The organism is Bacillus sonorensis NBRC 101234 = KCTC 13918, from assembly GCF_001592005.1.
In the GTDB taxonomy this organism is placed as follows: Bacteria; Bacillota; Bacilli; order Bacillales; family Bacillaceae; genus Bacillus; species Bacillus sonorensis.
In genome coordinates this window covers 196,116-207,989 of the sequence record NZ_BCVZ01000001.1, presented here as the reverse complement: position 1 = coordinate 207,989, position 11,874 = coordinate 196,116, and the positions used below count along the sequence as shown (strand labels likewise).

Below are 11,874 nucleotides of genomic sequence, written 5' to 3'. Positions count from 1 at the left end.
TATGCTTCAGGTTTAAAAAGAAGGTGTGAGCTGGATCTCCGCCTTCTTTTTCACCATTCAAACGACAGATGCGGGGGAGAGGGAGAAATGGTCAAAACGGTTATCATCGATGGGGCGCGAACGCCTTTCGGAAAACTGGGAGGAGCGCTTCAGGCGAAAACGGCATCAGAACTTGGAGGCATTGCCCTAAAAGAGGCGTTGAAACGGTCGGGAGTCAGTCCTGAGGATATTGATGAAGTCATCATGGGGAGCGTTCTGCAAGGAGGCCAGGGACAGCTGCCGTCAAGGCAGGCGGCACGGCATGCGGGGCTGCCGTGGGATGTCAAAACGGAAACGATCAATAAAGTATGTGCATCCGGGTTAAGAAGCGTAACGATCGCGGATCAAATCATCCGCGCCGGCGACGCAGACGTCATTGCCGCGGGCGGGATGGAATCGATGTCCAATGCCCCTTATATCCTCAAAAAAGCGAGATGGGGCTTGCGAATGGGGGATGGATCGGTTAAGGACCTGATGATCATGGACGGATTGACCTGCTCATTTACAGGTGCGCATATGGGATCATATGGAAATGCTGCGGCAAAAGAATTGCAGATTACGAGGGAAGAGCAAGACCGCTGGGCGCTCAGAAGCCATATGCGGGCGGTCAGGGCCGCTGCCTCAGGGGCGCTTGGGGAAGAGATTGTTCCTGTGAAGATTCCGCAACAAAGGGGCGGAGAGCTGACAGTGGACCAGGATGAAGCCCCGCGAAGGGATACATCGTTTGAACGCCTGTCCATGCTGGCGCCCGTCTTTGATCATGATGGTACGATTACGGCGGGCAACGCCCCTGGTGTGAATGACGGCGCATGTGCCTTCGTCATCATGAGCGATCAAAAGGCCAAAGCGATGAATTTGAAGCCCGCCGCCGTGATGAAGGCCCATGCCTCTATCGCTGTTGAAGCAAAAGACTTTCCAAAAACGCCCGGACTTGTCATCAATGAACTGCTGAAAAAAACAGGAGCAGAGCTTTCCGATATCAGCCTGTTTGAAATTAATGAAGCCTTTGCGGCCGTCGCTTTGGCAAGCGGGCAAATCGCGGGGCTTGATATGGATAAGGTCAATGTCAACGGCGGCGCGATCGCGCTCGGCCATCCGATCGGCGCCAGCGGTGCAAGAATCATATTGACGCTCATGTATGAATTAAGGCGGCGCGGAGGCGGCACAGGCATTGCGGCGATTTGCAGCGGGGGCGGCCAGGGAGATGCCGTCATGATTCAAGTATAAAAGGGGGAGTATCATATGAGGGAAGACACGATTATGGTCATCGGCGCAGGCCAAATGGGATCGGGGATCGCACAGGTCTGCGCGCAGTCCGGCTACAATGTATACATGTATGATGTATCAGATGATCAAATTCAAAAAGGGATGAAACGGATTTCCGGCCAGCTTGTCAAACAGGCGGAAAAAGGAAGGATGCCTCATCAAGACGTAAAGCGAATTTATCAGCGTCTGTCTCCGTCGGCATCGCTTGAAGACGCAGGAGGGGCATTCCTGATCATTGAAGCCGCTATCGAAAATATGGACGTCAAAAAAGACATCTTCAAGCGTTTGGATGAACAGACTGAAGAAGGAGCCATATTGGCATCCAATACATCCTCCTTGTCGATTACAGAGCTTGCTTCCGTTACAAAAAAACCGCAAAACGTCATCGGCATGCATTTTATGAACCCGGTGCCCGTCATGCAGCTTGTCGAGGTTATCAGGGGGCTTGAGACGAGCGATCAAACCTATGACGCCGTCGTTACCGTGGCTGAAAGGCTCGACAAAGTTCCGATTGAAGTCCACGATTTCCCCGGATTTATCTCAAACCGTATTTTGATGCCGATGATCAATGAAGCCGTTTTTGCCTTATATGAAGGGGTTGCGGAAAAGGAAAGCATTGATGGAATCATGAAGCTCGGAATGAACCATCCGATGGGGCCGCTCGCTTTGGCAGACCTGATCGGCCTTGATACGTGCCTGTATATTATGGAAACGCTGCACAGAGGCTTCGGCGATGACAAATACAGACCGTGTCCGCTTCTGAGGCAATATGTCAGCGCGGGCAGACTCGGGAAGAAAACGGGCAAAGGGTTTTATACGTACGGTGGCAATTGAACAGGAGGGACGATATTGAACCTTCATTTTACAGCCGAACAAAGGCGCATGCAGAAGCAGGTCAGACAGTTTGCCGAACAGGAGGCAGCGCCCTTAGTGCCGGAAATGGAAAAAGGGAATTTTCCAACCGCCATTATAAAGAAAATGGCGGAACGCGGCTGGATGGGACTGCCGATTCCTGCCGGATACGGCGGGGCTGAAAAGGATTTTATTTCTTATATTATAACGATTCATGAGCTGTCTAAGACAAGTGCGGTGTTGGGTGCGATTTTATCTGTTCACACGTCAATTGTCACGATTCCGATTCTATTATACGGAAATGATCAACAAAAAGAGCGCTACGTTAAAAAGCTTGCGGCAGGACAATGCCTGGGGGCCTTTTGTTTAACAGAGCCAAGCTCGGGCTCTGATGCGGGAAGCCTCAAAACGAAAGCGGAAAAACGCGGGGATGTGTACGTTTTAAACGGCACAAAGGTCTTTATCACAAACGGAGGAGAAGCGGATGTCTATCTCGTATTTGCTTCAACAAATCCTGAAGCGGGAACGAGGGGCATATCGGCTTTTATCGTGGAAAAAGGCACACCGGGCTTCCACATCGGAAAAAATGAGGAAAAGATGGGGCTGCACGGTTCACAAACGGTCACCTTGAATTTTGACAACGCCGTCATTCCATCAGGACAGCTGCTCGGAGAAGAGGGCAAAGGGTTCAAGATGGCATTGTCAAACCTTGATACCGGCAGAATCGGAATTGCCGCGCAGGCTCTCGGGATTGCCGAAGGCGCATTTTCTGAGGCTTCCGCTTTTTTGAAAAAACGCTATCCGAACGGAGAGCTGAATAACAGCCGGCAGGGGCTTGCCTTCAAACTGGCCGATATGGCGACAAGGGTCGAGGCGGCAAAGCTTCTCGTCTATAAAGCGGCATCATTGAAGGAGCAGGGCATGAAGACCGGAAAAGCGGCATCGATGGCCAAGCTGTTTGCTTCAGAAACGGCGATGTTCGTGGCGGCTGAGGCAGTTCAGCTGCTTGGAGACTTCGGCTACACAAAAGATTTTAATGCTGAACGGTATTTCAGGGACGCAAAAGTATGCGAAATCTATGAAGGTACAAGCGAAATCCAGCGAATTGTCATCAGCAAGCATGTATAAGGCGCCAGGAGGGAGCAAGATATGAATTTTAATCTGTCTGAGGAACATCAAATGATTCAGAAAATGGTCCGCGATTTTGCGAAGCATGAGGTTGAGCCGACAGCGAGGGAGCGGGATGAAGAAGAACGTTTTGATAAAGAACTGTTTGCGAAAATGGCCGATTTGGGATTGACGGGGATTCCATGGCCTGAAACGTACGGCGGAATCGGCAGCGATTATTTGGCATATGTGATTGCGGTCGAAGAGCTCTCAAAGGTCTGCGCGTCAACCGGCGTCACGCTGTCCGCCCATACATCGCTGGCATGCTGGCCCATTTATGCCTTCGGAATTGAAGAGCAAAAGCAAAAATATTTAAAACCGATGGCCCTTGGGAAAAAGCTCGGAGCCTACGGATTAACCGAACCGGGCTCAGGCTCTGATGCGGGCGGAATGAAAACGACCGCTGTAAAAGATGGGGATGAATACATTTTAAATGGAACGAAAGTCTTTATTACAAACGGCGGAATCGCCGATTTTTATATCGTGTTCGCTGCTCTTGATCCTGAAAAAAAGCATAGTGGGGCAACGGCTTTTATTATCGAAAAGGAATTCCCTGGATTTACCGTCGGGAAGAAAGAAAAAAAGCTCGGCATCCGTTCGTCTCCAACGACGGAGATTATATTCGAAAACTGCCGCGTACCCTTGAAAAACAGGCTCGGTGAAGAGGGAGAGGGCTTTAAAATCGCGATGATGACGCTTGATGGCGGCAGAAACGGGATAGCTGCCCAAGCTGTCGGCATTGCGCAGGGCGCGTTTGAGGCTGCAACGGCATACGCAAAGGAAAGAAAGCAATTCGGCAAGCCGATCGTCGAACAGCAGGGCATCAGCTTTAAGCTGGCGGATATGGCGACGGAAATCGAAGCTGCCAGGCTCTTAACCTATCAGGCGGCCTGGCTGGAATCAGAAGGCCTGCCTTATGGAAAAGCATCGGCCATGTCAAAGCTTTATGCAGGAGATACGGCCATGAGGGTGACGACAGAGGCTGTTCAGATTTTTGGCGGATACGGCTATACAAAGGAATACCCTGTCGAGCGCTATATGCGCGATGCGAAGATTACCCAGATTTATGAAGGAACACAGGAAATCCAGCGAATCGTCATCTCCAGAATGCTGTTGAAATGATTCAATGGAAAACAAAGCATGCCGCTTGAGAGAACGCCTGGCGGCAGGAAAAGCCGGCGGACAGGTCCACCAAACCGCCGGCTTCTTTTGCATGCGGATCTCCTTTCAAACAGCCTGCTTCTTAAGTCTTTTTTAGCCTCCAGCCTTATACCTGCACCACTTCCTTTATTGCGTGGTAAAAATTATTGAATTAACGGCAATAAAGGTAGCATAAACTGTTTTCTTTTGTTTATAATGAGAGGTATGGTTTGTCGTAAAGACAGGAAACACATGCTTATTTTCTATACAAAGATAGTAGATACATACATGAAGATAGAAAGGGAGTGTCTGGCGATGAGTTTGAAACAATACTCAGAGGAGCAGCTAAAGGAAATGGCTTTAGTTGAAATCGCATACGAAATTTTCTCAGACCAAAAAAAATCGATTACATTCCAGGAGCTTACAGATAAAATTTCTTCTTTACTTGGAGTAAGGAAAGAAGAGATGGAAGACCGCATTGTCCAGTTCTACACCGATTTAAATATCGACGGCCGCTTTTTGGCGCTGTCTGATCAAACATGGGGGCTCCGCAGCTGGTACCCGTATGATCAGCTTGATGAAGAAACACAGCCGACCGTAAAGGCCAAAAAGAAAAAAGCGAAAAAAGCCGTTGAAGACGATCTTGATCTCGATGAATTTGAAGAGGTTGATGAAGACGATATTCTTCTTGATGACGTAGAAGAGGATCTCGATCTTGACGATGAATACGAGGATCTCGACGAAGCGGACGATGAGGAGCTGGACGATCTTGAAGACGAAATCCTTGACGATGATGACGAGGATTTTGAAGATGAGGAAGACGAAGATTAATATTTGTCCGGGCGGAGATTCATTTTTAAATCCATCTTGACTTTCACAGACGAACTATGTAGTATGTATTTTGGGCTCTTCAAAAAGAAGAGATTCAAGTGATACGGACTATCAGCTCCCTTTCAAGAAATTGAAAGGGAGCTTTCTTGTTTTTCCGCCTCCTACTATATTTGAATCATTTAGAGCTTTTCTAAATGATTTTTCATAAACAGAGCATTTTAAGGAATAAGCGTTAGATTGAAGAGAGGGGTAAAGAAGCTATGACAAAATACATTTTTGTAACTGGAGGAGTCGTGTCCTCGCTTGGAAAAGGAATTACGGCATCTTCATTGGGCCGTCTGCTGAAAAACAGAGGTCTGAATGTAACGATTCAAAAGTTTGATCCATATATCAACGTAGATCCGGGTACGATGAGTCCTTATCAGCATGGTGAAGTATTCGTGACTGACGACGGTGCGGAAACCGATCTGGATTTGGGCCATTATGAACGCTTTATCGACATTAATTTGAATAAATACAGCAACGTCACAACCGGAAAAATTTATTCTACAGTGCTGAAAAAAGAACGCAGAGGCGATTACCTGGGAGGCACCGTCCAGGTGATTCCGCACATCACGAATGAAATTAAAGACCGCGTGTTCCGTGCCGGAAAAGAGTCAAACGCCGATGTTGTCATCACGGAAATCGGCGGAACCGTCGGCGATATCGAGTCATTGCCGTTTCTTGAAGCGATCAGACAAATCAAGAGCGACATCGGGCGCGACAACGTGATGTACATCCATTGTACACTTGTTCCGTATCTGAAAGCGGCCGGTGAAATGAAAACAAAGCCGACGCAGCACAGTGTAAAAGAACTGCGCAGCCTTGGCATTCAGCCAAACGTGATCGTCGTCAGAACGGAAATGCCGATTTCCCAAGATATGAAGGACAAAATTGCGCTGTTCTGCGATATCGATCCTAAAGCCGTCATTGAAGCCGGAGATGCAGAAACGCTATACTCCATTCCTTTAGACCTTCAAAAACAAGGACTTGATGATCTGGTCTGCAGCCATTTGAAGCTCGAATGCAAGGATGCCGACATGGAAGAGTGGAAAGTGCTCGTCAATAAGGTGAAAAATCTTTCCAAAACAGCAACCATTGCTTTGGTCGGTAAATACGTCGAACTTCCCGATGCTTACATTTCAGTGGTCGAATCCCTTCGCCATGCGGGATACGCGTTTGATTCCGATATTCAGATCAAATGGATCAACGCTGAAGAAGTAACTGACGAAAACATCGCCGAATTGGTGCGGGATGTAGACGGCATTCTCGTTCCGGGCGGATTCGGGGACCGCGGAGTTGAGGGGAAAATCGCAGCCGTCAAATATGCGCGCGAACAAAAAATTCCGTTCTTCGGCATCTGCCTTGGCATGCAAGTGGCATCCATCGAGTATGCGAGAAACGTTCTCGGGCTTGAAGGCGCGCATTCGGCTGAAATTGATCCTTCAACGCCATATCCGATCATTGACCTTCTTCCTGAACAAAAGGATATTGAAGATCTCGGGGGCACGCTTCGCCTCGGATTATATCCATGCAAGCTTCAAGAAGGATCAAAAGCTTATGAGGCTTACCAGAATGAAGTGGTCTACGAACGCCACCGCCACCGCTACGAATTCAACAATGAATTCAGACAGCAGATGGAAGAAGCCGGTTTTGTCTTCTCAGGGACAAGCCCTGACGGCCGCCTCGTAGAAATTATCGAGCTTAAAGACCATCCGTGGTTTGTCGCGTCTCAGTTCCACCCTGAGTTTACTTCAAGACCGACAAGGCCGCAGGCGCTGTTCAGAGACTTTGTGCACGCTTCATTAAAAGCTTCCGAGAAGCTGTAAAACAGTAAAAAAGCCTGTCAGCAACGAGCTGACAGGCTTTTTCAACTTATTTAAAATCCCCGGTTCTTTCTGCTGATAAGGACAGGCTGAACTGATACTATATTCATAAGGCCGGCCTTACCCTTGGGCAAAAAAACTTATTTCCACGGAACGGCCTGTTTTATTGGTATTCCTGAAGAATTTCCTTTAATGTAAAGGAAAGGGCATGATAAATATAAAGGCCGACCATCAGGGACGGAAACCCGAATCTTGTTCCGTCTTCATCCGGAAGAAGCGGCATTTTCAGCTTTGAATCAATATGAACGTCCGCAAATGATGCGATTGGCGCGCCTTCTTTGCCTGAAGGGGATGCGACAACCAGTCCGATGCCTTTTTCATTCAGCTTTTCCGCCATTTTCAGCTCTTTTTCATCTGCGGAATCAGCGCAGAACATGAGCACTTTGTCAGCCGCTTGAAAAGCCGGCCAGCTTTCTTCGTCTTGAGGCAGCGGTTTGACAGAAGGAAACGGCTCAGAACTGTAAAGCGCTTCTTTTAAAATGCCCTCCAATTCATTTTTTCCATATACATAAACCGAATGGTCACTGATGACCGCCTGTGCCAATAACCGGGCGCCGTCTTCGATCGATGAGGCTTCCCCTTCCTGAATCCGGTTGAAGATTCCCGACAATTGAGTGGTGAAAATTTTAAGCAAGCTGACTCCTCCTTTTTTACTGTCTGTTCATTATATAACAAAAGAGAATAATGGGAAAAATCCTCTAAATATGTCGCAAACTTAAATATTTTAATTAAAGGAAAAGGGAAAATCAAAACAGAATAGATAAACTACTGCTTAATTTTGGCGAAAATTATAATTATAGAGGTGTAAAAAATGAATGAGAAAATTTTAATTGTAGATGACCAGTACGGGATTCGGGTTTTGCTGAACGAAGTTTTCAATAAAGAGGGGTATCAAACGTTCCAGGCGGCAAACGGAATTCAGGCGCTCGACATTGTCAAAAAAGAACGGCCCGACCTTGTTTTGCTTGACATGAAAATACCTGGTATGGATGGAATTGAAATTTTAAAAAGAATGAAAGTCATAGATGCGGACATCCGCGTCATTATCATGACGGCTTACGGAGAGCTCGACATGATACAGGAATCAAAGGAGCTGGGCGCCCTGACCCACTTTGCCAAGCCGTTTGACATCGATGAAATTCGCGAAGCGGTCAAAACATACCTCCCCATTAAATCAAACGGCTGACGGAACAAAAAGTTTTTGATGTTGTCACAAGCGATGATGTTGCCGATTTGTCGATTAATTGTTATTCTATATAAGTAGAGAAAAGCTATCTAACGTTTAATGAACAAAACATTTTACATATGGCAGGTTTTTCTGGTCATGCTAGGTAGGTGTGGAGGCTTTTTTCGCAAAAAGCAAATCAGGCTACATAAGGAGGACTTTCGACATGCCTTTAGTATCAATGACGGAAATGTTGAATAAAGCAAAAGAAAACGGATATGCTGTCGGACAATTTAACTTAAATAACCTTGAGTTCACTCAGGCGATTTTACAAGCTGCTGAAGAAGAAAAATCTCCTGTCATCCTTGGTGTATCAGAAGGTGCGGGACGCTACATGGGCGGTTTCAAAACCGTCGTTGCAATGGTTAAAGCGCTGATGGAGGAATATAAGATCACTGTTCCTGTTGCGATCCATTTAGACCACGGTTCAAGCTTCGAGTCTTGCGCCAAAGCGATCCATGCGGGATTCACTTCAGTTATGATCGATGCTTCCCACCATCCTTTCGAAGAGAACGTTGCGACAACTTCAAAAGTGGTTGAGCTTGCTCATTTCCACGGCGTTTCAGTTGAAGCTGAGCTCGGAACTGTCGGCGGACAGGAAGACGATGTTGTAGCAGACGGCGTCATCTATGCAGATCCAAAAGAATGTAAAGAGCTTGTGGAGCGCACAGGCATCGACTGCCTTGCACCTGCATTGGGTTCTGTTCACGGCCCTTACAAAGGCGAGCCAAACCTTGGATTCAAAGAAATGGAAGAAATCGGAAATACAACTGGTCTTCCGCTCGTACTTCACGGCGGAACAGGAATTCCGACTGCCGACATTAAGAAAGCTATTTCTTTAGGTACGGCAAAAATCAACGTAAACACAGAAAACCAAATCGCTTCTGCGAAAGCTGTTCGCGAAACGCTTGCTGCAAAACCGGAAGAATACGATCCGCGTAAATATCTCGGACCAGCACGTGAAGCTATTAAAGAAACGGTTATTGGCAAAATGCGTGAATTTGGTTCTTCAAACAAAGCATAATGACATCTTAAAAAACGCCTGTTTCCCTGCAATTTCCGCGGGGAGCGGGATGTTTTTGGGGGAGCGCTGTTTCACATGAGGCCGTTCTTTCCCATTCAGTCAAAAGCCGCCTGATAGCGACAGGCGGTTTTATCCTTATCATCCGGAAAGCGCAAACATGTTCCACAGTTCAGACATTTTCATGACAGGAGGTTTTATCAATATGCTGTTTTTTATTGATACTGCAAATTTAGACGAAATTAAAGAGGCTCATTCTCTCGGCGTGCTTGCGGGAGTTACGACAAATCCCAGCCTGGTAGCAAAAGAAAACATTTCGTTCCATGACCGTCTGCGTGAAATTACCGAAGTGGTATCAGGGTCTGTCAGCGCCGAGGTTATTTCCCTGAAGGCGGAAGAGATGATTGAAGAAGGAAAAGAGCTTGCGAAAATAGCACCGAACATCACGGTCAAAATTCCGATGACACCGGATGGCCTAAAAGCTGTTAAAGCGCTGACCGATCTGGGCATCAAAACAAACGTAACGCTGATTTTCAGCGCAAACCAGGCGCTTTTGGCGGCCAGGGCGGGCGCTACTTATGTCTCTCCATTCTTGGGACGGCTGGATGACATCGGGCATAACGGCCTCGATCTGATCAGCGAAGTCAAACAAATCTTTGATGTGCACGGTTTGGATACGCAGATTATTGCCGCATCGATCCGTCATCCGCAGCACGTGACTGAAGCTGCACTACGAGGCGCACATATCGGCACAATGCCGCTGAAAGTCATTTACCAGCTGACAAAACACCCGCTGACTGATAAAGGAATCGAACAGTTTTTAGCTGACTGGAATAAATAAAGCCTGAGGCTTCAGAGTGAGTGGCAAGTGGAGGAATCCCTCCGTTTGTCACCATTTTGTCTTGCAAAGAGAAAATCACGTTTTGCAGAAGACAACCTTGCCGCATCCAGCCTCGCTATTTCTTCCTAATAAATTTTTAAATGTGTTGTATTCTTTCTCTTTTAATTGGATAGATTTTGAAAAGAACCATTTATTTTGGGTCTGGATAAAATCTCACTACATGCTCCATTAGCTATCTTCTTTAAGGAAGGAGACGATCATGGAAAAGTTAAATATAGCCGGCGGCGATCCTCTGAATGGAACAGTACATATAAGCGGAGCCAAAAACAGTGCTGTCGCCCTCATACCTGCGACGATTTTGGCTGATTCGACGGTTACCCTTGAAGGCCTTCCTGATATATCGGATATCCTGACGCTTCGCGATCTGCTGAGGGAAATCGGCGGGCATGTTCATTTTGAAAAGGGGGAAATGGTCGTTGATCCTGCGCCGATGATCAGCATGCCTTTGCCGAATGGAAAAGTGAAACAGCTTCGGGCTTCTTATTATTTAATGGGAGCGATGCTCGGCCGTTTTAAAAAAGCGGTCATTGGGCTGCCGGGCGGCTGCCACCTCGGTCCAAGGCCGATTGACCAGCATATCAAAGGTTTTGAGGCGCTGGGAGCCGAAGTGACGAATGAACAAGGTGCGATTTATTTGCGTGCGGAAGAATTAAAGGGCGCAAGAATTTATCTTGATGTCGTCAGTGTTGGAGCAACGATCAACATCATGCTGGCCGCTGTGCTCGCCAAAGGCAGAACCGTGATTGAAAATGCTGCGAAAGAACCGGAAATTATCGATGTCGCCACCCTTTTAACGAGCATGGGGGCAAAAATCAAAGGAGCCGGAACAGATGTGATCCGCATCGAAGGGGTTGAATCCCTTCACGGCTGCAGACACTCGATTATCCCGGACCGGATTGAAGCCGGAACATTTATGATTGCGGCTGCTTCCATGGGGAAAGAAGTGCTGATCGATAACGTGATACCGCCACATTTGGAATCATTAATAGCCAAGCTGCGCGAGATGGGGGTTCACATCGAAGAAAGCAGCGAACAAATTTTAATGATCGGCGGACAGAAGGAGCTGAAACCGGTCGACCTTAAAACGCTTGTATATCCGGGGTTTCCGACCGATCTGCAGCAGCCGATGACATCGCTGCTGACAAAGGCGAACGGGACGAGCGTCGTGACTGACACCATTTACTCCGCGCGCTTTAAACATATTGACGAGCTCAGGCGGATGGGTGCGTCAATGAAGGTTGAAGGAAGGTCGGCGATCATTACCGGCCCAGTTTCCCTTCAAGGCGCAAAGGTGAAAGCGAGCGATCTTAGAGCCGGAGCCTGTCTCGTCGTCGCCGGTCTGATGGCGGACGGAATCACCGAGATTACCGGTCTTGAACACCTTGACAGGGGATACAGCAAGCTTGAGGAAAAGCTGACAAACCTTGGAGCGACTGTCTGGCGCGAAAAATTGACGGATCAAGAAATCGAGCAGCTCCAGAATTCCTGACGGATGGAAGGCAGTTAC

11 protein-coding genes are annotated in these 11,874 nt (G+C 47.6%); 10 read left to right on the top strand and 1 reads right to left on the bottom strand.

Annotated elements, in window-relative coordinates; genetic code table 11:
* The first annotated feature begins 87 nt into the window (after positions 1–87).
* The 6 genes from BTR1S_RS00985 (at position 88) to pyrG (ending at position 7,163) form a co-directional block, all read left to right on the top strand.
* Positions 88–1,266: an acetyl-CoA C-acetyltransferase gene (locus tag BTR1S_RS00985; RefSeq protein WP_006639448.1), complete on the top strand. Its 1,179-nt coding sequence runs from the start codon at positions 88–90 to the stop codon at positions 1,264–1,266.
* A 15-nt stretch (positions 1,267–1,281) separates the two neighbouring features.
* Positions 1,282–2,139, top strand: coding sequence for a 3-hydroxybutyryl-CoA dehydrogenase (locus BTR1S_RS00980; protein ID WP_006639447.1), 858 nt, complete (start codon positions 1,282–1,284; stop codon positions 2,137–2,139).
* A 15-nt stretch (positions 2,140–2,154) separates the two neighbouring features.
* Complete coding sequence (locus BTR1S_RS00975) at positions 2,155–3,285, top strand: acyl-CoA dehydrogenase family protein (protein ID WP_006639446.1); 1,131 nt, start codon at positions 2,155–2,157, stop codon at positions 3,283–3,285.
* Between the two features lie 21 nt (positions 3,286–3,306).
* Entirely contained in the window at positions 3,307–4,446 is a 1,140-nt protein-coding gene (locus BTR1S_RS00970) for an acyl-CoA dehydrogenase (RefSeq protein WP_006639445.1), read from the top strand.
* 333 nt (positions 4,447–4,779) lie between these two features.
* On the top strand, positions 4,780–5,295 hold the full coding sequence (rpoE, locus tag BTR1S_RS00965; protein ID WP_006639444.1) for a DNA-directed RNA polymerase subunit delta: 516 nt from the start codon (positions 4,780–4,782) through the stop codon (positions 5,293–5,295).
* A 260-nt stretch (positions 5,296–5,555) separates the two neighbouring features.
* On the top strand, positions 5,556–7,163 hold the full coding sequence (pyrG, locus tag BTR1S_RS00960) for a CTP synthase (protein WP_006639443.1): 1,608 nt from the start codon (positions 5,556–5,558) through the stop codon (positions 7,161–7,163).
* A 160-nt stretch (positions 7,164–7,323) separates the two neighbouring features.
* Here the strand turns inward: pyrG and BTR1S_RS00955 are convergent, their stop codons facing one another.
* Positions 7,324–7,854 carry a DUF2529 domain-containing protein gene (locus tag BTR1S_RS00955; protein WP_006639442.1) on the bottom strand — a complete coding sequence of 177 codons (531 nt, stop codon included), beginning with the start codon at positions 7,852–7,854 and terminating at the stop codon, positions 7,324–7,326.
* A gap of 177 nt (positions 7,855–8,031) precedes the next feature.
* On the opposite strand from BTR1S_RS00955, the gene BTR1S_RS00950 reads away from it, so the two are divergent.
* From BTR1S_RS00950 to murA, 4 genes are all read left to right on the top strand, one after another.
* The gene (locus BTR1S_RS00950; RefSeq protein ID WP_006639441.1) at positions 8,032–8,406 is read left to right on the top strand and encodes a response regulator; all 375 of its coding nucleotides are present in this window, start codon (positions 8,032–8,034) and stop codon (positions 8,404–8,406) included.
* A gap of 205 nt (positions 8,407–8,611) precedes the next feature.
* Positions 8,612–9,469 (top strand): class II fructose-bisphosphate aldolase, encoded by an 858-nt coding sequence (locus BTR1S_RS00945; RefSeq protein ID WP_006639440.1) that lies wholly within the window; start codon positions 8,612–8,614, stop codon positions 9,467–9,469.
* Positions 9,470–9,671: 202 nt separating this feature from the next.
* The gene (fsa, locus tag BTR1S_RS00940; RefSeq protein WP_006639439.1) at positions 9,672–10,307 is read left to right on the top strand and encodes a fructose-6-phosphate aldolase; all 636 of its coding nucleotides are present in this window, start codon (positions 9,672–9,674) and stop codon (positions 10,305–10,307) included.
* Between the two features lie 259 nt (positions 10,308–10,566).
* The gene (gene murA, locus BTR1S_RS00935) at positions 10,567–11,856 is read left to right on the top strand and encodes a UDP-N-acetylglucosamine 1-carboxyvinyltransferase (RefSeq protein WP_006639438.1); all 1,290 of its coding nucleotides are present in this window, start codon (positions 10,567–10,569) and stop codon (positions 11,854–11,856) included.
* The last annotated feature ends 18 nt before the right edge of the window (positions 11,857–11,874 follow it).